The sequence below is a fragment of the Sphingomonas sp. PL20 genome, from assembly GCF_017875905.1.
In the GTDB taxonomy this organism is placed as follows: Bacteria; Pseudomonadota; Alphaproteobacteria; order Sphingomonadales; family Sphingomonadaceae; genus Sphingomonas; species Sphingomonas echinoides.
The window spans coordinates 478,365-504,009 of sequence record NZ_JAGINH010000002.1 but is presented as its reverse complement, the minus strand read 5'-3'; the positions used below and the strand labels follow the sequence as shown (position 1 = coordinate 504,009).

28 protein-coding genes are annotated in these 25,645 nt (G+C 65.2%); 18 read left to right on the top strand and 10 right to left on the bottom strand.

What is annotated here, in order from left to right; translation table 11 throughout:
- Positions 1–153 precede the first annotated feature (153 nt).
- Positions 154–2,898: a [protein-PII] uridylyltransferase gene (locus H4W01_RS02505; protein ID WP_209613216.1), complete on the top strand. Its 2,745-nt coding sequence runs from the start codon at positions 154–156 to the stop codon at positions 2,896–2,898.
- Between the two features lie 60 nt (positions 2,899–2,958).
- On the opposite strand, the gene H4W01_RS02500 is transcribed toward H4W01_RS02505, so the two are convergent.
- Positions 2,959–4,797, bottom strand: coding sequence for a cache domain-containing protein (locus H4W01_RS02500; protein WP_209609770.1), 1,839 nt, complete (start codon positions 4,795–4,797; stop codon positions 2,959–2,961).
- A 259-nt stretch (positions 4,798–5,056) separates the two neighbouring features.
- Here H4W01_RS02500 and H4W01_RS02495 point away from each other — a divergent pair, with 259 nt between their 5' ends.
- Positions 5,057–5,440 carry a VOC family protein gene (locus tag H4W01_RS02495; protein WP_209609769.1) on the top strand — a complete coding sequence of 128 codons (384 nt, stop codon included), beginning with the start codon at positions 5,057–5,059 and terminating at the stop codon, positions 5,438–5,440.
- A 33-nt stretch (positions 5,441–5,473) separates the two neighbouring features.
- On the opposite strand, the gene infC is transcribed toward H4W01_RS02495, so the two are convergent.
- From infC to H4W01_RS02480, 3 genes are all read right to left on the bottom strand, one after another.
- Complete coding sequence (gene infC / locus H4W01_RS02490; RefSeq protein WP_231565245.1) at positions 5,474–5,977, bottom strand: translation initiation factor IF-3; 504 nt, start codon at positions 5,975–5,977, stop codon at positions 5,474–5,476.
- 228 nt (positions 5,978–6,205) lie between these two features.
- Positions 6,206–8,209: a threonine--tRNA ligase gene (thrS, locus tag H4W01_RS02485; RefSeq protein ID WP_209609768.1), complete on the bottom strand. Its 2,004-nt coding sequence runs from the start codon at positions 8,207–8,209 to the stop codon at positions 6,206–6,208.
- A 102-nt stretch (positions 8,210–8,311) separates the two neighbouring features.
- Complete coding sequence (locus H4W01_RS02480; protein WP_334685123.1) at positions 8,312–9,547, bottom strand: methyl-accepting chemotaxis protein; 1,236 nt, start codon at positions 9,545–9,547, stop codon at positions 8,312–8,314.
- A gap of 307 nt (positions 9,548–9,854) precedes the next feature.
- On the opposite strand from H4W01_RS02480, the gene H4W01_RS02475 reads away from it, so the two are divergent.
- On the top strand, positions 9,855–10,280 hold the full coding sequence (locus H4W01_RS02475) for a hypothetical protein (RefSeq protein WP_209609766.1): 426 nt from the start codon (positions 9,855–9,857) through the stop codon (positions 10,278–10,280).
- Here H4W01_RS02475 and H4W01_RS02470 read toward each other — a convergent pair.
- Positions 10,277–11,092 carry an LD-carboxypeptidase gene (locus H4W01_RS02470; RefSeq protein WP_209609765.1) on the bottom strand — a complete coding sequence of 272 codons (816 nt, stop codon included), beginning with the start codon at positions 11,090–11,092 and terminating at the stop codon, positions 10,277–10,279. The genes H4W01_RS02475 and H4W01_RS02470 overlap by 4 nt on opposite strands.
- 136 nt (positions 11,093–11,228) lie before the next feature.
- On the opposite strand from H4W01_RS02470, the gene H4W01_RS02465 reads away from it, so the two are divergent.
- From H4W01_RS02465 to H4W01_RS02405, 13 genes are all read left to right on the top strand, one after another.
- Complete coding sequence (locus tag H4W01_RS02465) at positions 11,229–12,638, top strand: glutamate ligase domain-containing protein (RefSeq protein WP_209609764.1); 1,410 nt, start codon at positions 11,229–11,231, stop codon at positions 12,636–12,638.
- A 19-nt stretch (positions 12,639–12,657) separates the two neighbouring features.
- Complete coding sequence (locus tag H4W01_RS02460; protein ID WP_102673085.1) at positions 12,658–12,912, top strand: DUF6356 family protein; 255 nt, start codon at positions 12,658–12,660, stop codon at positions 12,910–12,912.
- Positions 12,913–13,033: 121 nt separating this feature from the next.
- A complete protein-coding gene (locus tag H4W01_RS02455) occupies positions 13,034–14,653 on the top strand; it encodes an NAD(P)/FAD-dependent oxidoreductase (protein WP_209613215.1) in 1,620 nt (539 codons plus the stop codon).
- 154 nt (positions 14,654–14,807) lie between these two features.
- On the top strand, positions 14,808–15,215 hold the full coding sequence (locus tag H4W01_RS02450; RefSeq protein ID WP_209609763.1) for a hypothetical protein: 408 nt from the start codon (positions 14,808–14,810) through the stop codon (positions 15,213–15,215).
- Positions 15,212–15,625, top strand: a complete 414-nt coding sequence (locus H4W01_RS02445) for a hypothetical protein (protein ID WP_209609762.1) — start codon at positions 15,212–15,214, stop codon at positions 15,623–15,625. Before H4W01_RS02450 ends, H4W01_RS02445 begins: the two co-directional genes overlap by 4 nt.
- On the top strand, positions 15,622–15,831 hold the full coding sequence (locus H4W01_RS02440; protein WP_209609761.1) for a helix-turn-helix transcriptional regulator: 210 nt from the start codon (positions 15,622–15,624) through the stop codon (positions 15,829–15,831). Before H4W01_RS02445 ends, H4W01_RS02440 begins: the two co-directional genes overlap by 4 nt.
- Positions 15,828–16,754 carry an alpha/beta fold hydrolase gene (locus H4W01_RS02435; RefSeq protein ID WP_209609760.1) on the top strand — a complete coding sequence of 309 codons (927 nt, stop codon included), beginning with the start codon at positions 15,828–15,830 and terminating at the stop codon, positions 16,752–16,754. The genes H4W01_RS02440 and H4W01_RS02435 overlap by 4 nt, the downstream gene beginning before the upstream one ends.
- A gap of 58 nt (positions 16,755–16,812) precedes the next feature.
- Positions 16,813–17,544: an alpha/beta fold hydrolase gene (locus H4W01_RS02430; RefSeq protein ID WP_209609759.1), complete on the top strand. Its 732-nt coding sequence runs from the start codon at positions 16,813–16,815 to the stop codon at positions 17,542–17,544.
- Positions 17,541–18,305 (top strand): hypothetical protein, encoded by a 765-nt coding sequence (locus H4W01_RS02425; RefSeq protein ID WP_209609758.1) that lies wholly within the window; start codon positions 17,541–17,543, stop codon positions 18,303–18,305. The genes H4W01_RS02430 and H4W01_RS02425 overlap by 4 nt, the downstream gene beginning before the upstream one ends.
- A 57-nt stretch (positions 18,306–18,362) precedes the next feature.
- Positions 18,363–18,776 carry a VOC family protein gene (locus H4W01_RS02420; protein WP_010407086.1) on the top strand — a complete coding sequence of 138 codons (414 nt, stop codon included), beginning with the start codon at positions 18,363–18,365 and terminating at the stop codon, positions 18,774–18,776.
- Positions 18,776–19,504, top strand: coding sequence for a hydroxyacylglutathione hydrolase (gloB, locus tag H4W01_RS02415; protein ID WP_209609757.1), 729 nt, complete (start codon positions 18,776–18,778; stop codon positions 19,502–19,504). The genes H4W01_RS02420 and gloB overlap by 1 nt, the downstream gene beginning before the upstream one ends.
- A gap of 56 nt (positions 19,505–19,560) precedes the next feature.
- A complete protein-coding gene (locus H4W01_RS02410) occupies positions 19,561–19,968 on the top strand; it encodes a hypothetical protein (protein WP_010407084.1) in 408 nt (135 codons plus the stop codon).
- Positions 19,965–20,348 carry a hypothetical protein gene (locus H4W01_RS02405; protein ID WP_209609756.1) on the top strand — a complete coding sequence of 128 codons (384 nt, stop codon included), beginning with the start codon at positions 19,965–19,967 and terminating at the stop codon, positions 20,346–20,348. Before H4W01_RS02410 ends, H4W01_RS02405 begins: the two co-directional genes overlap by 4 nt.
- A 30-nt stretch (positions 20,349–20,378) precedes the next feature.
- On the opposite strand, the gene hslU is transcribed toward H4W01_RS02405, so the two are convergent.
- The 3 genes from hslU to H4W01_RS02390 form a co-directional block, all read right to left on the bottom strand.
- A complete protein-coding gene (gene hslU, locus H4W01_RS02400) occupies positions 20,379–21,674 on the bottom strand; it encodes an ATP-dependent protease ATPase subunit HslU (RefSeq protein ID WP_209609755.1) in 1,296 nt (431 codons plus the stop codon).
- A gap of 191 nt (positions 21,675–21,865) precedes the next feature.
- Entirely contained in the window at positions 21,866–22,432 is a 567-nt protein-coding gene (gene hslV, locus H4W01_RS02395) for an ATP-dependent protease subunit HslV (RefSeq protein WP_209609754.1), read from the bottom strand.
- A 96-nt stretch (positions 22,433–22,528) separates the two neighbouring features.
- Complete coding sequence (locus tag H4W01_RS02390; RefSeq protein ID WP_209609753.1) at positions 22,529–22,954, bottom strand: hypothetical protein; 426 nt, start codon at positions 22,952–22,954, stop codon at positions 22,529–22,531.
- Between the two features lie 162 nt (positions 22,955–23,116).
- On the opposite strand from H4W01_RS02390, the gene H4W01_RS02385 reads away from it, so the two are divergent.
- A complete protein-coding gene (locus H4W01_RS02385; RefSeq protein WP_209609752.1) occupies positions 23,117–24,685 on the top strand; it encodes an oleate hydratase in 1,569 nt (522 codons plus the stop codon).
- A 105-nt stretch (positions 24,686–24,790) separates the two neighbouring features.
- On the opposite strand, the gene H4W01_RS02380 is transcribed toward H4W01_RS02385, so the two are convergent.
- Together H4W01_RS02380 and relB are read right to left on the bottom strand one after the other, a co-directional pair.
- Positions 24,791–25,066, bottom strand: a complete 276-nt coding sequence (locus H4W01_RS02380) for a type II toxin-antitoxin system RelE/ParE family toxin (protein ID WP_209609751.1) — start codon at positions 25,064–25,066, stop codon at positions 24,791–24,793.
- Positions 25,066–25,242, bottom strand: a complete 177-nt coding sequence (relB, locus tag H4W01_RS02375; RefSeq protein WP_209609750.1) for a type II toxin-antitoxin system RelB family antitoxin — start codon at positions 25,240–25,242, stop codon at positions 25,066–25,068. The genes H4W01_RS02380 and relB overlap by 1 nt, the downstream gene beginning before the upstream one ends.
- Positions 25,243–25,282: 40 nt before the next feature.
- On the opposite strand from relB, the gene H4W01_RS02370 reads away from it, so the two are divergent.
- Positions 25,283–25,456 carry a BrnA antitoxin family protein gene (locus tag H4W01_RS02370; protein ID WP_209609749.1) on the top strand — a complete coding sequence of 58 codons (174 nt, stop codon included), beginning with the start codon at positions 25,283–25,285 and terminating at the stop codon, positions 25,454–25,456.
- The last annotated feature ends 189 nt before the right edge of the window (positions 25,457–25,645 follow it).

Sequence of the window (25,645 nt, the reverse complement as noted above, 5' to 3'; positions counted from 1 at the left end):
GAGAAGCGCGGCGCGGCGCATCCCGGCCCTTGCCATCAAACCGCGCCACCCTCCGACACTGTGCATCATGACACCGCGGCACGACAAGCTTTGGCCACGGCCCCATACGCATCGCGCGTGGACGCGGATCGCCCGACCCCCTATCTGGAACGCATGCCGCCACGCTTTGAAACCCTCCCGCAACGTCGTTCGATCATCGATCGGCGCACCGTCACCGATGCGCTCGCCGCACTCGAGGGGGATCGCAACACTTTGCGGAGCGCGGCAACCGTCTTGCTCAAGCAAGCGCTCGACGCCGGCCGCGCCGAGATCGGGCGGCGGCTGATCGAACACCCCTCGCGCGGGCTGGAGGCGGCCGCCGGACAGGCCTTTCTGGTCGATCAATTGCTGCGCCTGTTATACGACTTCACCGTCCAGCGGCTATATCCGGCCAGCAACCCGACGGCGGCCGAACGCATCACCATCATCGCGGTCGGCGGCTATGGGCGCGGCGAGATGGCCCCCTATTCGGACGTCGATGTCGGCTTTCTCACCCCGGCCAAGCAACCGCCCTGGGCCGAGCAAGTGATCGAGACGATGCTCTATGCTTTGTGGGATCTGGGGCTGAAAGTCGGCCATAGCAGCCGCTCGCTCGACGAGATGGTGCGGCAGGCGAAGAGCGACGTAACGATCCGCACCGCCTTGCTCGAGGCGCGCTATGTGTGGGGCGACCAGGCGCTGTATGACGAGGCTGCGCGGCGCTTCAAAGCCGAGGTCCAGGCCGATACCGCACGCCAGTTCATCGCCGATAAGCTCGCCGAGCGCGATGTGCGCCACCACAAGATGGGCGACACGCGCTATGTCGTCGAACCCAACGTCAAAGAGGCGAAGGGGGGCCTGCGCGATCTGCACACGCTCTTCTGGATCGGCAAATATGCCTATAACGTCACCGAACCCGCCGAGCTGGTCGAGGCCGGGCTGCTCAGCCACGATGAATATCGCCAGTTCTACCGCGCCGAGAACTTCCTATGGGCGGTGCGCTGCCACCTCCACGCCATTTCCGGCCGCGCGGAAGACCGGCTGACCTTCGATTTGCAGCGCGAAATTGCCGAGCGAATGCGCTTTGCCGATCGCCCCGGCAAATCCAAGGTCGAGCGCTTCATGCATTATTACTTCCTGCAGGCGCGCACCGCAGGCGACCTCACCGGTGTGTTCCTGGCGCATCTCGATGAGAAATTCGCGGCACGCGGGCGGCGCTTCGGCTTTCCGACGCTGCGGCGTTCCCCACGCAAGCTGAACGGCTTCACCCTTACGCGCGGTCGTCTGGCCATCCCCAATGACGGCTTTCTTGCTGAGAAGCCCGTGCGGCTGATCGAGCTGTTCGCGCTCGCCGACAAACACGGGCTGGAAATTCATCCGCTGGCGATGCGCGCCGCCGCGCGCGACGCGAAGCTGGCCGACGACATCCGCCAAGATCCGACCGCCAACGCGCTGTTCCTTGAGGTGCTCACCTCGCCGCGCGACCCTGAAACCGTGCTGCGCTGGATGAACGAGGCGGGCGTGTTCGGCCGTTTCGTGCCCGATTTCGGCCGCGTCGTCGCGCAGATGCAGTTCGACATGTACCATCACTACACCGTGGACGAACACACCATCCGCGCGATCGGGCTGCTCAGCCGGATCGAGCATGGCGAGCTGGAGGCCGACCATCCGCTGTGCACGGTGCTGCTGAAACAGATCGTGTCGCGCCGCGCGCTCTTTGTCGCGGTGCTGCTGCACGACATCGCCAAGGGGCGCGGTGGCGATCATTCGGTGCTGGGGGCCGAGGTCGCGCACCGGCTGTGCCCGCGCCTGGGGCTGACCCCGGCCGAGACCGAGACCGTCGCCTGGCTGGTGCGCTATCACCTGCTGATGTCGGCGACCGCGTTTAAACGCGATCTGTCGGACTTCAAAACGATCCTCGATTTCGCCGAAGCCGTGCAAAGCCCCGAGCGGCTGCGGCTGTTGCTGCTGCTGACGGTCGTCGACATTCGCGCGGTCGGCCCCGGCGTGTGGAACGGGTGGAAACGGCAATTGCTGTCGGACCTCTACGAATCCGCCGAGGAAGTGCTGCGGCTGGGGCACAAGCAAAAGGGGCGCGGCGAGCGGATCGCCGCCAAGCAGGAGGCGTTACAGGTGCTGCTGGGCTGGGATGCGGCGCAGTTCGACCATCTCGTGCGCCGCTTGCCCGAACCTTATTGGGTGGCCGAACCCGAGGACGTGATCGCCCGCAACGCCCGGCTGATTGCCGAGGCGGGCGACGCGCAATTGTCGATCACCGCGCAAGTCTATCCCGAACGCGGCGCGACGCTGGTCACCGTCTACGCCGCCGATCATCCGGGGCTGTTCTACCGCATCGCCGGGGCGATCAGCGTCGGCGGCGGAAACATCATCGACGCGCGCATCCACACCACCCGCGACGGCATGGCGCTCGACAATTTCCTGGTACAGGATCCCTTTGGTCGCCCGTTCGACGAAAGTGCGCAGCTGTCGCGGCTGAAACAGGCGATCGCGGACGCGCTTGCCAATCGCGGCAAGATGATCGACCGGCTGATGGCCAAGCCGCTAACCCGCCCGCGCGCGGAAGCGTTTGCGATCGCGCCCAACGTGTTGATCGACAATAAGGCGTCGAACCGCTTCACCGTTATAGAAATCAACGCGCGCGACCGGCCGGCCTTGTTGCACCAACTGGCGCACGCGCTGTTCCAGTCCAAGGTGACGATCCATTCGGCGCATGTCGCGACCTATGGTGAGCGCGCCGTCGACACCTTCTATCTGACCGATTTGACGGGCGACAAGATTGCCGCGCCGAGTCGGCTGAAGACAATCGAGCGCCGCTTGCTCGGCGCGGCGGCGGGCGAGCGGATGACGGACGCGGCGTAAAGTCTGCCGGGGCGGGATAGCTGCGAGAGCCTGTCTCGTAGGCGATCCACGTCGCTCCGGTCAATGCACCTGAAATCCGCCCGATGCGATCGCCTTTGATCGCCGTGCGGAACTGCCGCCCGCATCGCCGCGATGGTCGCGGACCTTGGCCCCCACCCGCGCGCTGTCGGTATCGCGGGTCTTGAACCGGCTGGCATTGCGATCGAGGCCATCGACTTCGGTCGCCAGGTTGCGCGCGGCGGCGGAGGTCTGTTCCACCATCGCGGCATTTTGCTGGGTCGCCCGGTCGATATCGTTCACCGCTCCGGCGATCTCCTTGATCGTGGTGGCTTGTGTCCGGTTTTCCGCGGCCATGCGCGACACCAGCGACAATACTTGCTCCACGCTGCCGGAAATGTTGGACAGAGCGCCATCGACATTCTGCACCGCACCAACGGCGGTGCTGATGTCCTCCTGGGTCGCGGTCAACTGCCCACGCGCGCGCTTCGCCTCCTCTTCGGACCGCATTGCCAGCGCCGAGACCAGGTCGGCGACGACGGCGAAGCCGCGTCCGGCGTCGCCTGCGCGCCCCGCTTCGACCGCCGCATTCATCGCCAGAACGCGCGTCTGGAACGCGATCTTGTCGAGGCCTTCGATGACGCTGTCGATCCCCTTCGCGCCGTCCAGCACACGGCTCATCGCCGACACGGCATGCTCGGCGGTGTTGCGACCGGCGACCACGTTCGACACCGCTTGCTCGGTCTGATCGACGGTCTGGCCCGCCGATCGCGCCGTCTGCACCAGCACGCCCTCCATCTGTGTCAGCGACGCAGACGCCTTTTCGAGACTGGCGGCATTGCCCTCGGAACGCCGGGCGAGGTCATCCGCCGCCAGCGCGATCTCGTTGGAGCCGGTGCGGATGCCGTGACACGCATCGGTGACCGATGCCATCAGCTCGCGCAGATCACCGACCGCGCCGTTATAATTCTGCTTAAGCTCTTCATAGTTATTCGGAAACTCTTCGCGAATCTGCGCGGTCAGATCTCCATCCGACATCGCCTTCAAGTGGCGTGAAAGCGTATCGACCACCGCATGCTGCGCGATATCTTCCGCCGCCTTGGCGCGATCGGCGGCTGCCTTGGCCACCGCCACATCGCGGAAGGTGCCGAGGGCGCGCGCCATATCGCCCAATTCATCAGACCTGGCGAGACCGGGAATGTCGGTCGCGGTGTCCCCCGCCTGAAGCGCCCCCATGCGCGCCGTCAGCGCGTTGAGCGGCCGCGTGATCGAGCGGGCGAGCAACCAACCCAGCGCCGCCATCGCCAGAATTCCGAGCAGCGCAAGGCCAACCAGCAAGGAGGCTTCGCCCCAGATCGCCGCCCAGGCATCGGTCTGGTACGCGCCGGTGCCGATCACCCAGCCCCAGGGCGCGAACTTCTTCACGAAGGAGATTTTGGGCTGCGGTGCGTCCGAGCCCGGCTTGGGCCAGCGATAGGCGACGAAGTCCCCGTCCGGGTTGCGCTCGGCCGCCTTGACGAATTCCACAAACGGAAAGCGACCATCCGGATCAGTGGTCTGGCGCAAATCCTTGCCCTCCAGCTCCGGCTTGACCGGATGCATGATCATGCGCGGCAACAGATCGTTGACCCAGAAATACTCTTTGCCGTTGTAGCGCATCTTGCGGAGCGTGGAGAGCGCGCCCGCCTGCGCCTGTTCGCGGGTGAGGCGACCGTCGGCCTCCTGCGCCTGATACTGTTCCACGACGCCATAAGCGGTTTCCAGCGTGGCGCGCGTTTGCGTGGCGACATCGTGCAACATGACATCGCCCAAGCGCAGCAGCGCGACGCCAAGACCAAGCGTCATCGCGCACAGCGCCGCCAAAGTAAGAAGATTCAGTCGACGGCCGATATTCAAACGCATCGCATAGTCCTTCTTGCCCTGCCCTCTTTATAGACGGTGGTAAAGCGTTAGCGGGCGAGCGGCGGGATTTGATTTCAAGCGACAGCAGGGGGGCACGAAAGCCGTAGGTTTGGCGGATATGACGGACGAAGCGTCGGCTTTATGAGGGATTCCGCTCCCCCATTTTCGCTTTTGCGGTTCGTATTCGGTGATATCTTGAGGTGCCTCCATGGCCGCGTTCCGTGGGCCTCGGGGCAAACATTGTCACAAGGAGGATTGCATGCCGGTACTTGGAATTGGCGGCCTATTCTTGCGCAGCACCGACCCGGACGCCCTGTCGGCGTGGTATCGCGATCATCTCGGCGTCGGCGCTGGCTGCGTTTCGGTTGAGGGCGCAACGCCCGATCCGTGGTCATGGCAGGCCCAAGGCGGCCCCGTCATATTCGCCCCCTTCGCCGCCGATACCGATTATTTTCCCGCAGACCGGCAGTTCATGCTCAATCTGCGCGTGACGGACCTGGACGACTTGATCGCCAGTCTGACCGGTGCCGGAATCGACGTGCTGACCAAGCCCGAATGGGACGACCCGACAACGGGCCGGTTTGCCCGGATCCACGATCCGGAAGGCCGTCCGATCGAACTGTGGGAGGCCCCTGCAGACTGACGCAAAGCGGGCGGGCGCGCTGCCCGCCCAACCTTATTTGGGCGCGAGCACCATCAGCATCTGACGGCCTTCCATGCGCGGATAGGCTTCGACCTTGGCGGTTTCCGCCACGTCGGCCTGGACGCGCTGCAGCAGGATCATGCCGAGCTGGCCGTGGCTCAATTCACGGCCGCGGAAGCGCAGCGTGATCTTGACCTTGTCGCCTTCGTCGATGAACTCGAGCACCTTTTTCATCTTGGTGTCGTAATCATGGTCATCGATATTGGGACGCATCTTGATCTCTTTGATCTCCTGCGTCTTTTGCGACTTGCGCGCGAGGTTCGCCTTCTTCTGCGCCTCATATTTGAACTTGCCGACATCAAGGAACTTGGCGACGGGCGGATCAGCGTTGGGCGACACCTCGACCAGGTCCAAACCGACCTCGCGCGCCTGCTCCATCGCCTCGCGCGTGTACATCACGCCAAGATTTTCGCCGTCCTGATCGATCACGCGGACCTTGGACGACACAATGAATTCGTTGAAGCGAGGGCCGTTCATTGGCGGCGCCTGCCGGGTCATGGGAGGACGGATAGGTGTAGCTCCTGTCGTTGTTGATGGACTGATATAGGGGATTTTCGGGCAAAACGAAAGGTGCACTCGTTCGATCCTCATACCACCCCGGCGAAGGCCGGGGCCCAGCCGGACAGGCTAATGCTGAAAGCGCTACGCTCCCTTGCAAAAACCTTCGCAACTGGGCCCCGGCCTTCGCCGGGGTGGTCGTCGATTTTAAAGGTCCGGTGCCTTGGCCGCCTCGGTCAGCATCGCAATCGCTTCGTCGAGCGTCAGGAATTGCTGCCGCTCGCTGCCCAATTGCCGCAGCGCGACCTTGCCCTCTTCCGCCTCGCGCTTGCCGACCACGAGCAGGTTGGGGACCTTCGCCAGCGAGTGTTCGCGCACCTTATAGTTGATCTTCTCGTTGCGCAGATCGGTCTCGACGCGGATCCCCGCCGCCGCCAGTTTCGCGGCCACTTCGGTGGCATAGCCATCCGCATCGGACACGATCGTCGCGACCACCGCCTGCACCGGTGCCAGCCATAGCGGGAAGCGCCCGGCATGATGTTCGATCAGGATGCCGATGAAGCGCTCGAACGTGCCGAGGATCGCGCGGTGCAGCATCACCGGGCGGTGGCGCTCGCCATCCGCGCCGACATAGCTGGCGTCGAGTCGCTCGGGCAGCACGCGGTCCGACTGGATCGTGCCGACCTGCCACGTCCGCCCGATCGCATCGGTCAAATGGAATTCGAGCTTGGGCGCATAGAACGCCCCCTCGCCCGGCAATTCCTCGAAATTGGCCTTGATCGTCTCGCTGAGGTTGGAGCCGAGCACCGCCTGGCGCAATTCATCCTCGGCCTTGTCCCACATTGCGTCCGAGCCGAAGCGCTTTTCCGGGCGCAGCGCGAGCTTCACCGCATAATCGGAGAAGCCGAGATGCTGGTACACGCTGTCGAGCAATTCGCAGAATTGCTGCACTTCGCCGACCAATTGGTCCTCGCGCACGAAGATATGCGCGTCGTCCTGCGTGAACTGGCGCACGCGCATGATGCCGTGCAGCGCGCCATGCGGCTCGTTACGGTGGCAGCAGCCGAATTCGGCCATGCGCATCGGCAGGTCGCGGTAGCTCTTAATGCCCTGGCGGAAGATCAGCACATGCGCCGGGCAGTTCATCGGCTTCAGCGCCATCAGATCGGCGGTGCCGCTGAAGATCGCTGCGTCATCCTCGGTCCCCGGGATTTCGTCGGGCACGACGAACATGTTCTCGCGATATTTGCCCCAATGGCCGGACTGCTCCCACTGGCGCGCGTCCATCAATTGCGGGGTCTTCACCTCGACATAGCCCACCGCGTCGAGCCGGCGGCGCATATAGGCCTCGAGCTGGCGCCACAGCATATAACCCTTGGGGTGCCAGAACACGCTGCCTTGCGCTTCGGACTGGAGATGGAACAGGTCCATTTCCTGGCCGATCTTGCGGTGGTCGCGCTTGGCCGCTTCCTCGAGCATCGTCAGATGCGCATCGAGCTGCTTCTTGTTCAGCCAGCCGGTGCCGTAGATGCGGCTGAGCATCGCATTCTTCTGGTCGCCGCGCCAATAAGCGCCGCTCACACGCGTTAGCTTGAACGCCTGCGGATCAAGCTTGCCGGTCGACGCCAGATGCGGCCCGCGGCACATGTCGAGCCACGCATCGTCGCCCTTGCCAGCCTTATAGACCGTCAGTTCCTCGCCCTCGGGCAGTTCGGCGGCCCATTCGGCCTTGAAGCTTTCGCCCTGCGCGGTCCAGCGCGCGATCAGGTCGGCGCGGCTCCACACTTCGCGGATCAGCGGCTCGTCCTTGCCGATGATGCGGCGCATCTCGGCCTCGATCGTCGGCAGATCCTCGTCAGCGAACGGGCGATCCTTCGGCGCGAAGTCGTAATAAAAGCCGTCGTCGGTCGAGGGACCGAAGGTGATTTGCGTCCCCGGAAACAGGTTCTGCACCGCTTCGGCCAGCACATGCGCATAATCATGCCGCGCCAGTTCCAGCGCGTCGGCCTCGTCCTTCGCGGTCACCAGCGCCAGCGCGCTGTCGCCCTCGAACGGGCGCATAATGTCGCGCAATTCGCCATCGACGCGCGCGGCGATCGCCGCTTTCGCCAGCCCCGGCCCGATCGCTGCGGCCACATCCGCGGGGGTAGTCCCCGGGGCTACCTCACGGACGGAACCGTCGGGCAGCGAGATGCGGAACAGGGCGGACATCGGGATGGGATCTTTCTTGGCTTATAGGAGCCCGGCGCTTAAGCCGGGCTGGTCGATATAAGCAAGCGCGCGCGATCCGTCACCCTCTGCCCGCCGGTCCCGTCAGCAATTCCCGCTGACCGCTGTTGCCAACAGCGCGGTCGACGAGGGCATCCGTCGGCCCTGCTCGACCTGGAAACGGTCGGCCTGGGCAGACAACTGCCCGACCTCGCCGGTCAGATTGCGGGCCGCCGCCGAGGTTTCCTCAACCATCGCGGCATTTTCCTGCGTCGACCGGTCGATCGCGTGGACAGCGCTGCTCACTTCGGTGATCGCGCCCGCCTGCGCCTCATTATCCTTGGCGATCTGCTTGGCCAGCACGGCGACGCGGTCGCCGGAGGTGAGGATGACGCCGAACGCCTCGTCCACTTGCTGGACCGCATCCACGGCGGCTCCGATGTCAATCCGCGTCACGCCCAATTGGTCTCGCGCGCGCTTCGCCTCTTCCTCGGCGCGCATGGCGAGCGCCGACACCAGATCGGCCACCACCGCGAAGCCACGGCCTGCATCGCCCGCCCGCCCGGCTTCCACCGCCGCATTCATGGCAAGGACGCGCGTCTGGAACGCGATCTTGTCGAGCCCGCCAATCACATCGTCAATGCCCTTGGCGCTGTCGAGCATGCGGGTCATCGCCTGCACGGCGGCATCGGTGCGACCGCGCCCTTCGAGCACGGCGGCATTGGCCTCCTCGGACGTTTCCACCGACTGCGACGCGGCGAGTGCCGTCGCCTTGAGCCGCGAATCGACTTGCTGAATCGCGGCGGTGGTCTGCTCCAGGCTCGCCGCCGTACTCTCTGTGCGGCGGGCGATGTCGTTTGCCGCCTGGGCGATTTCGTTCGAGCCGCTGTGAATATTGCTGGCGCTCGATTTCACCGAGGCGAGCAGCTCGCGAAGGTTGCCCAGCGCCTCGTTGAAGCTGCTCTTCATCGGCGCGTAGGTTGCGGGGAAATTCTCCGTGATATCGACGGTAAGGTCGCCATCGGAGAGCCGCCCGAGCTTGCCGACCATCGTCTTGGTGACCACCGCGTTGATTTCCGAATTGCGTTCCAGCTCTTGGTTCATGACGACCTGCTTCTGGGCGTTTTCCCGAAACGTGAACATCGCCTTGGTCATGCGCCCGACACAGTCGGTGAAGTCGGTGAACTCGATCGGCGAGTCGAGGTCACCAGCGGCAAGCCCCTCCATGCGCCCGACGGTCGCGACATAGGGTCCGGCGATCGCCTCGCGGAAAAGATGCGCCATGACGAGGCCAACTGCGGTCGCAACGATGCCGACCAGTAACGCGTTCTTGGGATACATCCATAGGGTGCAGGTGGTCAGAGCCAAAAGGCCAACGAAAAATCCAAAAGCCAATAGCAACTTCAAACGTATCGGCGCGGACGCCTTAAACCAATACACGGCACTTCTCCCGAATTCATTCTTTAGTGTTAAAGGGATATCCCCCACGCGGTGGCGAAAGCTGCCTTTTGTATTGTAGATGGAAATTTCGGAGTCGTTATGATCCGCCTGGGCTATTCCATATCCTCGAAGTATCGGAGCATCATGGCTTTCTTGCGGATTGCTTCGTGGACTGGGCATACCTAAACTCACTCCGCCAGGGGGGATGATGATGCTGACCGGACTGCTGCTGGGTGCCATGATCGTGCTGCGGGTTTTCCCCGAAACCGCGATAGCGCGGTGGCTGGACACGGCGGTGGCAGCCGCGCGCGAGGGGCTCGGCAGGATCGAGCGCCGCCATATCCTCTTTCTGATCCTGATGAGCATCATCCTGATCGCCGGTACCGAGCTGCTGGCGATGGCCGGGCCATTGGACATGGCGTTGGTCGTGCTGTGGGACGTGTCGACCTATATCGACATCGTGCTGACCACGGCGGTGGTCGCCACCGCCACGCGCGGCGGCGCGGGCTGGCGCACGCTCATCGCTCGGTTCCTGCCGCACCGCGCGCCGCGCGCGCAGCGGCGGCGCGGCAAGCGCGCGGCTCCGCCCTCCGCCAATGACGACGACCGACCGGCCTTTGCGCGAGCCGCTTAGGCCACCCCGAACGGCACCACGCGATTGTTGCGAACATGGCCAATCTCGGCGCGCCCGAGATAGGGCACGCGCATCTCGCCGCACCAGCGCGTGATCATCGTCTCAAGGCTTTCACCCCAGGGCGGATCATTGTTCACCACTTCGCTGACTTGACCCAACCGCACCCCCGCCAGTCCCTTCAACTGCGTGGCGTGCGCCATCGTGAACAACATCCGGTCGACGCGGTAGAGCGGCTCGGACACTTCCTCGACGATCAGCACATGATCGGTAAGATCGGGCAGCCACGGCGTGCCGATCAAGGCGGTCAGGATCGCAAGGTTGAACGCCGCCGCCGGTCGGCCGTCGAGGCCGGGTTCCAGCACGCTGCGATCCTTCTTCGCCAGCCACAGCAAAGACCGCGCAAACGCCGCGCCGCCATCGCCGCTGCCCGCAACCGACGCCATCGGGCCGTGCACCGGATGCCCGATCCTGGCGGCATAGAGCGCGCCAAGCAGGAACCCCATGTCGGAAAACCCCAGATAGGTCTTGCGCCGCGCCGCCGCGCCCAGTTGCGGCATCACGCTGTGCAGGATGCGGTTGGAGCCATAGCCGCCACGCGCGAACCAGATCGCGTCGAACGCAGGGTCGTTGGCAACCTCCAGAAACGCCGCCGCGCGCACCGCATCCGATCCGGCGAAATGCCCTTCGCTGAGGAAGCATTGCGGGTGAAACACCAGATCGACCTCGGGCATCGCCACCGCCGCCAGCCCGAGCGCACGCGATGCCAGCGCTTCATCGATCCCGCGTGCCGGTGCCACCACCCCAATCTTCATGCCATCACCGTTCGTTTCGAGCCCATCTCTGCCGAGCACAATCGAGAAACCTGCCCCTCGCCGCCCGGTTTCTCGACTACGCTCGAAACGTACGGGAGGGGTGGTGCTTTCCGACGCCCCGCGATAGCCCGCTGTCATGAGCAACGGCAAACACTCCTTTTCCGCCCCCTATTTCTTCGTCGGGATCGGCGGCAGCGGCATGATGCCCCTGGCGATGATCCTGGCCGGACGCGGGACCAGCGTCGCGGGGTCGGACCGCACGCTCGATGCCGGGCGTTTGCCCGCCAAATTCGCCGACCTCGCCGCCAAGGGCGTGGCGCTGTTCCCGCAGGATGGCTCGGGCGTCACCTCGGCCGAGCAGATCGTCGTCGCCTCGGCCGCGGTCGAGCCGAGCGTTGCCGACATCGTCGCCGCCGATCGCGTCGGCGCGCAGCGGCTGAGCCGCCCGCAATTGCTCGCATCCCTGTTCAACGCGAGCGAGCTGCCGATCGGCGTGGCCGGCACCAGCGGCAAATCGACCGTGACGGGCATGATCGGCTGGATCCTCCACGCCTGCGGGCGCGATCCAACCGTGATGAACGGTGCGGTGATGAAGAATTTCGCCTCGCCCGACGCGCCCTTTGCCAGCGCGCTGGTCGGCAATGGCCCGGCCTTCGTCAGCGAAGTCGATGAGAGCGACGGCTCGATCGCGCTCTACACGCCCAAAATCGCGGTGCTCAACAATGTCAGCCTCGACCACAAGTCGCTGGAGGAATTGCGCGCGCTGTTCGCCGATTTCGCAGCGAAAGCGGAGACGACCATTCTCAACGTCGGTGATGCCGAGGCGGCGGCACTGGCGGCGGCGCTCGATCCTGCGCGACTGGTCACCTTCGCAGTCGAAGCCGATGCCGATCTCAGCGCGCACAACCTGAAGCCCGAACCCTTCGCGATCACCTTCGATCTGCACGTCGATGGCGCGACATATCCGGTGCGGCTTTCGGTGCCAGGTCGGCACAATGTCGCCAATGCATTGGCGGCGCTGGGCGCGGCGCGCGCGGCAGGCGTGTCGCTGGCCGAAGCGATTGCCGCTATTGCGGGTTTCACCGGCCTCAAGCGTCGCTTCGAACTGGTCGGGACCAGCGCCGACGTCACCGTGATCGACGATTTCGGACACAACCCCGACAAGATCGCCGCGACGCTGGCCACGCTGCACGCCTTTCCGGGGCGCTTGCGCGTGCTGTTTCAGCCGCATGGCTATGGCCCGCTGAAAGTGATGCGCGCCGAACTGGTCGCGATGTTCCGCCGCGCGCTCGCCCCCGACGACCTGCTGGTGCTGCCCGATCCGGTCTATCAAGGCGGCACCGTCGCGCGCGAGGTGACCAGCGCCGATATCGCCCGCGACATCGGTGCGCAGGCCCACCACATCGCCGATCGCGCACAGGCCGCCGCCTGGCTGGTCGAGCAAGCGCGACCCGGCGACCGGATTGTGGTAATGGGGGCGCGGGACGACACGCTGAGCCAGTTGGCCGCCGACATGCTGCCACAAATCGCGCTCAAGGTCGCCTGAGTTGCCAAGGAGCCGCTTTATGTTTCGCCGCCTGTTCCTCGATCACCCCGCAGCCGTTGGCGAGAGCTATGCCGAGCATTTCGGCGTTGCCTCGCGCTTTGGCATGGAGCTGGTTGGCGGCGGCTTGGCGTGCCTGGTCCACGCCTTCGTGCCCGCCGCGTTCAAGACCACCGGCAGCCAGACCGTGCTGCGCCTGAACCAGCGCATCGTCGAAAAGCGTGCAGCGGTGATGGCGGATGAACTTCAGCGCCGCACGGTCGAATATGTGATCTAACGTTATCCTCCCCCGCACGGGGAGGGGGACCTCCGCGAGCGCACCGTCTGCGGTGAGCCCCCTCCCCGTGCCGGGGAGGAACGCGGTTCCCGAAAGTTCGCTTCCCCGCTATGGCGGCGCGATGCTGCGCATCACCGACCTCAAGCTCCCGCTTCACCACGCCGACGAAGAACTCGCCGCCGCGATCCGCCAGCGGCTGCGCATCACCCCACGCGATCTGGTGCGCTACACCATCGCCCGGCGGGCGCATGACGCGCGCGACAAGACCGACATCCAATTGGTCTATTCGGTCGATGTGAACGTCCGCGACGAAGCGCCCGTGCTGGCGCGCTTCAAGAAGGACAAGCATGTCCAGCCGACCCCCAACACCGCGTACAAATTCGTCGCCAAGGCCCCCGAAGGCTGGAGCGGCCCGCGCCCGGTGGTGATCGGCGCAGGGCCATGCGGGCTGTTCGCCGGGCTGATCCTCGCCCAAATGGGCTTCCGCCCGATCATCCTCGATCGCGGCAAGGTGGTGCGCGAACGCACCAAGGACACATGGGGCCTGTGGCGGCGCAGCGTGCTCAACCCGGAAAGCAACGTGCAGTTCGGCGAAGGCGGCGCCGGCACCTTTTCCGACGGCAAGCTCTACAGCCGGATCAAGGACTCGCGCCATCTCGACCGCAAGGTGCTGACCGAATTCGTCAAAGCCGGCGCGCCGCCCGAAATCCTGACCGAGGCGCACCCGCATATCGGCACCTTCCGCCTGGTCACGATGGTCGAGAGCATGCGCGCGACGATCGAGGCGCTGGGCGGCGAATATCGCTTCGAGACCCGCGTCGACGGCATCGATGTCGCCACCGACGACAAAGGCGCGCGGCGCGTGCGCGGGCTGCAGTTGCACACCGGCGATTATCTCGCCGCCGAACAGGTCGTGCTCGCGGTCGGCCATAGCGCGCGCGACACCTTCCATATGCTTCATGCCGAGGGCGTGCATGTCGAGGCCAAGCCCTTTTCGATCGGGGTACGCATCGAGCATCCGCAATCGTGGATCGACCAGGCGCGCTTCGGCCCCAATGCCGGGCACCCGATTTTGGGGGCGGCCGAATATCACATCTCGCACCATGCCAAGAACGGGCGCACCGCCTACAGCTTCTGCATGTGCCCCGGCGGCACGGTGGTGGCGGCTACCTCCGAGGAAGGCCGCGTCGCGACCAACGGCATGAGCCAATATTCGCGCAACGAACGCAATGCCAATTCTGGGATGGTGGTCGGCATCGACCCCGAGCGTGACTATCCCGAGCATCCGCTGGCGGGAATCGCGCTGCAACGCCAGATCGAGGAACGCGCCTTCGTCGCGGGCGGTTCCAACTATCACGCGCCCGCGCAATTGCTCGGTGACTTCCTCGCCGGTCGCCCCTCGACCAAGCTCGGCAGCGTCACCCCCTCCTATCGCCCGGGCGTGACGATGACCGATCTGTCGCTGTGCCTGCCCGAATTCGTGATCACCGCGATGCGCGAGGCGCTGGTCCAGTTCGGGCGTGAGATCCCGGGCTATGACCATCCCGACGCGGTGCTGACCGGCGTGGAGACGCGCACCTCCGCCCCGGTGCGCATCACGCGCGGCGACGACTTCCAGAGCCTCAATACCGCAGGCCTGTTCCCGGCGGGCGAAGGCGCTGGCTATGCCGGTGGGATTTTGTCGGCGGCGGTTGACGGGATCAAGGTGGCGGAGGCGGTGGCGCAGGCGTTGCGTGTCTAAACCTACGTAAGTTGAAATCATCCTGCTTCGTCACCCCGGCCCTATGCCCGGGGGACGGGTGTGTCTCGGCGACCGTGCGAATGGGAAAGCTCACTTGACAGACAAGGAGACTTGACTGTAAAGTACCCTTCACAAGAGTGAAAGGATGCTTTCCATGTCACGCACCCCTGCCATGCGCCATTATCGAACCCGCACGATCTGGTTGGCGCTGCTCTACGCACTCACGCTGTGCAGCGCGGTATATTGCTTCAAGCATCAGCTGGTTTCCGGCCCCGCCGCATGGATCGTGGGCACGCTACCCGCTTTGGCGATCATCGGCGTGTTTGTCGCGATCGGCCGGTATTTGGTCGAGGAACAGGATGAATATCTGCGGATGCTGATGGTCCGCCAGACGTTATGGGCCAGTGGTTTCGCGCTGAGTGCGGCGACGCTGTGGGGGTTTCTGGAGGCGTTCGGTCTGGTTGGCCATATCGAGCCTTTTTACGTAGCAGTCCTGTGGTTTGGCGGGCTTGGGCTTGGCCGCTGCGCCAACCGGCTGTTCGGCGCGGACGCCGCGCTGTGACCCGCGATCGCGATCCCGCCGAATTGGCCTATGTCCGCCGAGTCATCCCCACGATGATCGTCTATCTGGCGCTGATCGTCGCCCTGCCGTTCCTGATCGCATGGTTGCACCCGACCGGGCCAGCGCTGTGGCTGATCGCGTTATTGCCCGCGTTTCCCTTGTCGATGGTCTTCTGGTTTTACGGGCAGTTTTTCGTCGAGCTGCGCGACGAATATATCCGCCTGCTCGAAATTCGGAAGGCGCTGATCGCGACCGGAATCGTGATGATGGCCGCGACGGCATGGGGCTTTCTGGAAACCTATGCCGCCGCGCCGCACCTGCCGCTGTTTGCCGTGCCGCTGGCGTGGTTCCCGTGCCAGGGAATCGGCGCGCTGATCGTCACGGCGAGCGAGCGGAGGGCGATGCGGTGATCAACCGCCTCAAGGTGCTGCGCGCCGAGCGCGGCTGGAGCCAGGGCGACCTGGCCGACCGGCTGGAGGTATCGCGCCAGAGCGTCAACGCGATCGAGACCGGGCGCTACGATCCCTCGCTCCCGCTCGCCTTTCGCATCGCTGAATTGTTCGCGCTTCCGATCGAAGCCATTTTCGTAAGCCCCTCCAAAGGAGACGCCGCATGATGTCTGCCCGCAAAACCGCTTTGATCGCCGCGCTGGCGCTGTTGCTGCCCGCCACGCCGACGCAGGCCGCCCCGACGGGGGCACAGGTGGCGACGACGGCCGAGCAGCGCCTGCCGCACCTTTCGATCGTCACCATGGGCAAGGGCAGTCCGGTGATCCTGATCCCCGGCCTCGCCTCCCCGCGCGCGGTGTGGGAGGATGTTGCGCCCGAACTGGCCAAGACGCACCGCGTCATCCTGGTGCAGGTCAACGGCTTTGGCGGCGACGACCCTGGGGCCAATCTGCAGCCCGGCGTGCTCGACGGTATCGTCGCCGATCTCGACGGCTATATCGCGCGCGAAAAACTGCGCGGCGCGCTGGTGATCGGCCATTCGATGGGCGGGCTGGTCGGCCTGATGCTGGCCAAGGCGCATCCGGGCGACCTTGCGCGGTTGATGATCGTCGACTCGCTCCCCTATTTCGCGGTGCTGATGGCCCCGCCGGGGATCGACCCCACCCCCGATATGGTCGCGCCGCAAGCCGCCAAAATGCGCGACGCCATCGCCGCCAGTTATGGCACGGTGCCGAGTGACGCGGCGGTGGCGGCGCAAACGCGGGGTCTTGCGATCAAGCCCAACAGCATCGCCCGCATGACCGCCTGGACCAAGGCCGCTGACCCGCGCGTGACCGCGCAAGCGATGTATGAGGACCTGACCACCGATCTGCGCCCGGTACTGGGGTCGATCACCACGCCGATGACGCTGCTCTACCCGTGGAATGCGGAGCGCCCAACCAAGGCGATGGCCGATCCGTTCTACCGCAAGCAATATGCCGCAGCACCGCACATCAGCTATGTCGATATCGGCGACAGCGGTCATATGGTGATGCTCGATCAACCAGAGGCATTCAAGGCGGCAGTGATCGCGTTTGTGGCGGGGAAGTAAGGGCGGCGACGCAATCCCCCGATTTCCCCTCCCCCGATCTTCGGCTAAGCCCGCCGCCATGACCGACACGCCGCCCCCCGCTCGCCCCGCCCTCGCTTACCATTTGACCAAGGGCACCGGCCCCACCGTCGTGTTCCTGCCCGGTTATGGTTCGGACATGGAAGGCACCAAGGCGCTGGCGCTGGAAGCCTGGGCCAAGCGCACCGGCCATGCCTATCTGCGGTTCGATTATGGCGGGTGCGGGCAAAGCGCGGGGGCGTTCGAGGAACAGACGCTCGCCGGTTGGCGCGACGATGTGCTGGCGATGCTCGATCAATTGGTCGAAGGCCCCGCCGTGCTGGTCGGATCGTCGATGGGCGGGTGGCTGATGCTGCTGGTCGCGCGCGATTATCCCGAAAAGGTCGCCGCCTTGGTCGGCATCGCGCCTGCGCCCGATTTCACCGACTGGGGCTTCACCGTCGACGAGAAACTGCAGATCCTGTCCGAAGGGCGGCTGGAGAAGGTCGGGCGCTATGCCGATCTGCCAATGGTCTATACCCGTGCCTTCTGGCAATCGGGCGAGGCCAATCGCGTGCTGTTCTCCGGGCTCCCGATCGACGTGCCGGTGCGGCTGCTGCACGGCATGGCCGATGCCGAGGTGCCCGCCAACCGGACCATCCGCCTCGCCGAGGTGATTCGTTCAGCCAAGGTGCAGGTGACGCTGATCAAGGACGGGGATCACCGGCTGTCGCGCGAGGCGGACCTCGCCTTGCTGATCGCCGCGGTCGAGGATGTGACGCGCGCTTTATGATCCTGCTGCCCCTGCTTGCCGCCGCTGCGCTTGCGCAAAGCACCGCCACCGGGCCAACCGGCCCGGCTGCCCCGAGTGCCGACCGCTATGACCGCTGCCTGGCGCTGTCGACCACCAACCCCGCCGCCGCCGAGGCCGAAGCGGGGCAATGGGCGTTGGCGGGTGGCGACTTTCTCGCCAGCCAGTGCCTGGGCATGGCCTATAGCCGCGAACAACGCTGGTCCGCTGCCGCTGCCGCCTTCGAGAAAGCGGCGACCGGCGCGGAGCGGGCCAAGGACAAGCAAGCCGTCAATTACTGGGCGCAGGCGGGCAATGCCTGGCTGGCAGCGGGCGATGCCTCCAAGGCGCGCAGCGCGCTCGATGCCGCGCTGGCTACCGGCACGCTGACTGGCCTGTCGCTGGGCGAAGCGCATCTCGACCGCGCGCGCGCGATGGTGGCGGGCGACGACATGGAAAATGCGCGCGACGATATCGACCATGCGCTGAGCGAAGTGCCGACCGATCCGCTGGCGTGGCTGCTGTCGGCAACGCTCGCGCGGCGGATGCAGGAAGTGCCGCGCGCCAAGAAGGACATTGCCGAGGCGCTGCGCCTGGGCGGCGACGATCCTGCGGTACAGCTGGAGGCGGGCAACATCGCCGCACTGGCCGGGGATGAAGCCGGGGCCAAAGCGGCCTGGCATCAGGCGGTGACGCTGCGTCCCGATAGCGCCCCCGGAAAGGCCGCAGCGGCGGCGCTCACGCAGTTCGACGCCAAACCGTAGCTGGCGCTTGCCGCCGCGCATGCCTATTTGGGCGGCAAAGCCTGTAGGAGTGCGCCGATGAAATATCTCCACACGATGATTCGCGTGACCGACCCGGTCGCGACGATCGACTTCTTCAAATTGCTCGGGCTGGAGGAAGTGCGCCGCTTCGACAATGAGAAGGGCCGCTTCACGCTGATCTTCCTCGCCGCCCCCGGCGATCACAGCGCGCAAGTCGAACTGACGCACAATTGGGACCCGGAGCCCTATACGGGCGGGCGCAATTTCGGCCATCTCGCGTATCAGGTCGATAACATTTACGAGACGTGCCAGCGCCTGATGGACGGCGGCGTGACGATCAACCGTCCGCCGCGCGACGGCCATATGGCGTTCGTGCGCACGCCCGACAATATCTCGATCGAGCTGCTGCAGGATGGCGTGCTCGCCCCCGCCGAGCCCTGGGCGTCGATGCCCAACACCGGAGAATGGTAATGGCGACCACGCTCGACATCGTCCGCGTGCCCGCGCTCGACGACAATTATGTGTGGCTGCTGCACGACGCCGTTGCCAATGAAACCGTCGTGGTCGACCCAAGCGAGGCGGCCCCGGTTTTGGCGGCGGCGAATGCGCGCGGCTGGACCATCTCGCAGATTTGGAACACGCACTGGCACCCCGACCACACCAACGGCAATGCCGAGATCAAGGCGCTGGGCGCGACCGTCAGCGGCCCGGCGGCCGAAGCCGACAAGATCCCCACGCTCGATTACGGCCTGCGCGAGGGCGACAGCGTCAAGATCGGAACCCACGTCGCGCGCGTGATCGAAACGCCGGGGCACACCGCCGGGCATATCGTGTTCCATATGGCCGACGATGCATTGCTGTTCAGCGGTGATACGCTGTTCGCGATGGGCTGTGGTCGCCTGTTCGAAGGGGGCCCGGCGCAGATGTTCGCCAACATGCAGCGCCTCGCCGTTTTGCCGCCCGAGACGATCGTGTTCTGCGCGCATGAATATACCCAGTCGAACGGCCGCTATGCCGCCGCCGCAGAGCCCGACAATGCGGCGGTCACCGAACGCATGAAGGACGTCAACGCCAAGCGTGCGGCGGGCGAGCCGACCGTGCCGACCACGATCGCGCTGGAACTGGCCACCAACCCGTTCCTGCGCGCCAGCTCGGCCGAGCAACTGGCCGAGCGCCGCGCGGCGAAGGATGTTTTTTAATCGCGAATTGGCGTAAAGATGATGCGGGGGCAGATGCTGTGAAAAGGACCGTTGCCATGTACCGATTCCTTCTGCCCGCCGCGTTGCTGATCGGCGGGACTGCCGCACTTTCCGCCGACACCAAGGGCTATCAGGCGCGCCAGGCCGCACAGGACAAGGTCGAGCTCGACAAGCAACTCGCCGGGCTGGTGCCGGGCAAGCCGCAGACCTGCATCGACCCGATTCGGTACCGCGACACCGCCCGCGTCGGCGACACCATCCTGTACAAGAACGGCCGCAACGACATCATGCGCACCGATACCGGCGGCGGCTGCTTTGGGCTGCGGAATGGCGATGCGATCGTGACCAAGACCTTTGGCAGCCAGCTTTGCCGTGGCGATATCGTCCGCACCGTCGATTTGACCAGCCATATCCCGAGCGGCAGCTGCAGCTTTGGCGACTTCATCCCGTACCGCAAACCATGATCCGCACTGCCCTGTTCGTGTCCGCGCTGGCCACGATGATGGCATCGGACAGCAAGGATCTTGATAAGGCCTTGGCCGGACGCGTGGCGGGGAACGCCGAGACGTGCCTGTCGACCAGCCGGATCGGTAGCCCGCAGGTCATCGACGATCACACTTTGCTGTACCGCGACGGCGGACGCATCTGGCGCAACGACTTGCCCGACGCCTGCCCCGGCCTCGACAACGACGTGATCGTGGTGACCGAGGTGTTTGGCGGTCAGTTATGCCGTGGCGACCTGTTCTACACGCTCGAACGCTCAGGCATCGGCATCCCCGGCCCGCGCTGCCGCCTGGGCGCGTTCGTGCCGTGGGACAAGGTCAAGCCAAGCGGGACTAAGTAAAGCGGGGAGGGTGCGGGCACCCTCCCCCTTTTACAGCACGAAGCGGCTGAGATCGGTGTTGCGAGCGATGCTCGCCAGATGCGTCTCGACATAAGCGGCATCGACCACCACCGTCTCCCCGCCGCGATCCTCGGCGTTGAAGCTGACATCTTCCAGCAGCTTTTCCATCACCGTCTGCAAGCGCCGCGCGCCGATATTCTCGATTTCGCCATTCACTTCGGCGGCGATGCGCGCGACCGCGCGGATACCGTCTGCGGTGAATTCCACGCCCACATTCTCGGTCGCGATCAGCGCGACATATTGCTGCGTCAGCGAGGCCTTGGTGTCGCTCAGGATCGCGACGAAATCGTCCTCGGTCAGCGCCTTCAGCTCGACGCGGATCGGCAAGCGGCCCTGTAGCTCGGGCAGCAAGTCGCTCGGCTTGGCGACGTGGAACGCGCCGCTGGCGATGAACAGGATATGGTCGGTCTTCATCGGCCCATATTTGGTTGCGACCGTGGTGCCCTCGATCAGCGGCAGCAAATCGCGCTGCACGCCCTCGCGGCTCACCGAACCCCCGCGCACGTCGCTGACCGCGATCTTGTCGATTTCGTCGAGGAAGACGATGCCGTTGGCCTCGGCATCGGCCAGCGCCGCGCGGCTCACTTCATCCTGGTCGAGGCGCTTGTCGGCCTCTTCCTCGACGAGCTTGTCCCAGGCGGCGGGCACGGTCAGCTTGCGGCGCTTCAACTGGCCGCCGCCGAAGGCCTTGCCCATCATCTCGGACAGGTTGATCATCTGCGCGCCACCGCCGGGCAGTTCGAACGGCATGTTGGGCTGCGCTTCCAGCTCGATTTCGATTTCGGTCTCGCGCAGATGGCCATCGTGCAGCCGCTGGCGGAACGCCTCGCGCGTCGCCTCGCTTGCGCCCTTACCGGTCAGCGCGTCGAGCAAGCGGCCCATCGCGGCCTCTTCGGCCTTGTCCTTCACTGCGGCGCGGCGGCGTTCCTTTTCGAGCCGGATCGCCTCCTCGACCAGATCGCGCGCAATCTGTTCGACATCGCGGCCGACATAGCCGACCTCGGTGAACTTGGTCGCCTCGACCTTGATGAACGGCGCATCGGCCAGCTTGGCCAGGCGACGGCTGATCTCGGTCTTGCCGCACCCCGTCGGCCCGATCATCAGGATGTTTTTTGGAGAAACCTCATCGCGCAGCTCGGGGCTGAGCTGCTGGCGCCGCCAGCGGTTGCGCATCGCGACCGCAACCGCGCGCTTGGCGTCGGCCTGGCCGATGATGTGCGCGTCCAGCGCGGCGACAATGGCTTTGGGGGTAAGGGCTTCGTTCATTTTAGGTCTCTTCTTCTCCCCTCCCGCTCGCGGGAGGGGTAGGGGGAGGGCTCGCGCTCGCCACCCGCGTTAGCATTTTGGAAAGTGGTCGCCCCTCCCCCAGCCCAGTTTCGGGTCGGTCAGGCTCCCAGCCTGACCTGAACGATGCGGGGCATCGTTCACCCGAAACTCGCAAGCGGGAGGGGAGAGGATCAGGCAGACGCCGCAAGGCTCTCCACGGTCAGCCGGTCGTTGGTGTAGACGCACACCTCCGCCGCGATCGCCATTGCCTTGCGGCAAATCGTCTCGGCATCGGCTTCGTAATCGACCAGCGCGCGCGCCGCCGAAAGCGCGTAATTGCCGCCCGATCCGATCGCGGCGACGGTGCCGTTGGCGCTCGCCTCAGGCTCCAGCACATCGCCATTGCCGGTCAGGATCAGCGTCACGTCCTTGTCGGCGACGATCATCATCGCTTCCAGATTGCGCAGATATTTGTCGGTGCGCCAGTCCTTGGCCAGTTCGACCGCGCTGCGCAGCAAAGCGCCGTGATGCTGCTCCAGCTTGCGCTCGAGCCGCTCGAACAGCGTGAAGGCATCGGCGGTCGCGCCGGCAAAGCCGCCGATCACCGACCCGTCGCCCAGGCGGCGGACCTTCTTCGCATTGGGTTTCATGACGGTCTGGCCCTGCGTCACCTGGCCGTCTCCGGCGACGACGACGCGGCCATTCTTGCGCACGGACAGGATCGTGGTGCCGTGCCACACCATTGGGTTCTCGCTCATGTGCAGCGATATGGGATGCGGATTACGGCTGCGCAATCCGGCCCATGTAAGTTTGCGGAAGCCGGGCGAGAGCACCCCTCGCCCGGCCACATCACATCAGCGGCAGCGCACGTCGCGGTTGTCGCTCTTGTCGATCGCCTGTCCGGCCAGCGCACCACCAACGCCGCCGAGCAGCGCGCCCAGCACGCCCGATCCGCCCGGCGCGATCGCCGCACCCAGCGCACCACCGGCGACACCGCCGACGATCAAGCCGGTCGTCCCGTCATTGCGGCGGCAATAATACCGCCCGTCGCTGCCGCGATAGACGCGGTCGTTCGAGCTGAGGCGGCGTTCCTGATAGCGGCGCTCATCCTGGCGGTAATAACGCGACGCGTCATAGCCGTTATAGGCAGGGTCGGGCCGGTCATAATCATATTGCGAATAGCCGCCATTGCCATAGCCGCGGCGCGGCCCCTCACCATATTCGGTGCAACCGGCAACCAGGGTCGACGCGGCGATCAAGCCGAGCGTGAATGCGCGCATTTCGGAACTCCTCCAGTTATTCTGTAAAGACGAAATGCGCCGCGCCCGGAAAGGTTGCGAACCGGCCCTTTCATGCCCGCCCTCTGCGTAGTTTCCGAGGCTCCTCGCCCGCGCAGGGGCGCTGATAGACCGCGCTCCAACAGCTAGAAAAGGATCGCCCCCATGAGCACCTATACTTTCGTCGGCAGCGGCATCGCCTCGCTCGCCGGTGCGGTTTTCCTGATCCGGGACGGCCAGGTTGCCGGCAAGGACATCGTGATCCTGGAGGAAAGCCACCAGTTCGGCGGCGCGTTCGATGCGCATGGCGATGCCGAGAACGGCTATTTCATGAGCGGCAGCCGCATGTTCGAGGCGATGTATCAATGCACCTTCGACCTGCTCGATTCGATCCCCTCGGCCAGCGACCCCAGCATCTCGGTGCGCGAGGAGACCGACCGCGCCAATGCTGAGTGGCCGTGGCACAACAAGGTGCGGCTGGTGAACCGCGACGGCAGCATCCCCGATTTCCACACCATGGGCTTTACCGAGCGCGACCGCATCGACCTGGTCAAGATCATGGCCGAGCCCGAGCATCTGCTCGACGGCAAGCGCATCGTCGATTGTTTCTCGGCCCATTTCTTCCAGAGCAATTTCTGGTTCGAATGGTGCACGTTGTTCGCCTTCGAACCATGGCACAGCGCGATCGAGTTCAAGCGCTACCTCCAGCGCTTCGTCCACCATTTCTCAACGATCGACACGCAGGAGGGCATCTATCGCAGCCTGCTCAACCAATATGACAGCTTCGCCGTGCCGATCGTCAACTGGCTGAAGGAACGCGGCGTGCAGTTCCGCTTCGGCGTGCGGGTCGAGGATCTGGGCTTTGCGAGCGGCGAGGCGATCACCGTTACCAGCATCGCCACGCTCACCGATCACGGCCCCGAGGCGATTCCGGTCGCGCCCGGCGACTGCGTGTTCGTCACCAACGGATCGATGACCGCCGACAAGGCATTCGGATCGATGACCAAGGCCCCCGGCCTCGACGCCAGCAACCATTCGGGCGCGTGGAAATTGTGGGAGAAGCTCGCGCAGGGCCGCCCCGCCTTCGGCAACCCCGCCGCGTTCAACGGCAACATCGCCGAAAGTTCGTGGATTTCCTACACCGTCACGGTCAAGGACCCGCTGTTCCTGCAATTGATGGAACGCTTCAGCGGCAGCGCCCCCGGTACCGGCGGGCTGATCACCTTCAAGGAGTCGAGCTGGCTGATCACGCTCTCCATCTATCACCAGCCGTTCTTTGCCGATCAGCCCGAGGGCGTGTCGGTGTGGTGGGGGTACGGCCTGTTCCACGATCGCGTCGGCGATTACGTCAAGAAGCGCATGGTCGATTGCACGGGCGCGGAGATCCTGGAGGAAGTGCTCGGCCATCTGCACTTCAGCGCGGCCGACCAGGCGGCGGTGATGGCGGCATCGACCTGCATCCCCTGCGCAATGCCCTATATCACCAGCCAGTTCATGGTGCGGACGGGCAAGGACCGGCCCAAGGTGGTGCCAGAAGGATCTACCAACCTCGCCTTTCTCGGCCAATATGCCGAGCAGCCCGACGATGTGGTGTTCACCGTGGAATATTCGGTGCGCTGCGCGATGACGGCGGTGTACACGCTGCTCAAACTCGATCGCACCCCGCCGCCGGTCTATAAGGGGCTGCACAGCCCGCAGGTTATCGTGGACGCGATTAGGACGCTGCACCGGTAGCGGCGCGGATGGCCCCTCCCCTTCGCCCGACGCTGGGTTGGGGTGGGGCCGTGGTGCGGTGCTGTCAAAGAACGTCGGCGGGTCGTGGGGCGCTGCGGCCTGGGTTCATGGATAGTTCTGGCGGGCGTGGAGGACGGTGATCACCTCGACGGTGTCCGCCAGTACCCGATAGATCAGAATATAATTGGGGTGGACCACCGCCTCGCACGTGCCGGGCACCCGACCGGGGCGGTAGACGTAGGGATGCTCCGGCAGGCGCTCGGCGGCGTCGCGGATCAGGGCGGACAGGCGCTGCGCTGCCAGCGGATTGCGCTGGCGGATGAAGGCGGCGATGTCGAGCAGGTCATGGCGCGCCTTGGGGCGCCAGACCAGCCGCAGCATCAGCGGCGCGCGTGTCCTTCGAGAACGGCTTGGAGGTCGGCCATCACCTGATCGTGCGGGATACTGGGCGCTGGTTCGGCGAGCGCCTGCGCCACCTTCGCGCGTACCCAGCGATCATGCGCTTCGGCCGCTTCGGTCGACTCGAACTCGGACTCGATGGGCGAGAGCTTGGGCATGGCGGGAATATAGCGCAGAAGCGGAGGGGGAAGAAGGGGATTGCGGGGAGGCAGGCTTGCAGCGCCAACGCTGCGGCTCCACCTCGACGTGATCGAGCGCTTTCGCCCCGATGGGCCGGGCTGGCAGGGGCGGATGAATGCCGCGTTGCGGAAGGCGGTGGGGTTGTACGCAACTTTGACCGTCAGCCCGGATCGCCGCACCCGTTGCGCATGACGCGGGCGGCGCTGGGTTGAGCCGGGAGCTCGGCTTCCGCTGGCCGGGGGCGGACGTGCGCCTGCTGGACGACGGCACGCCCTTTTACGGCGCGATCCCGGATTGGCTGTTCTTGCGAGTGCGGGCGAGTGTTGGGACTTGGGCTGGGCAGGGGATGCGGGTTTTGGGGCGGGCGGAGTGACACGACCG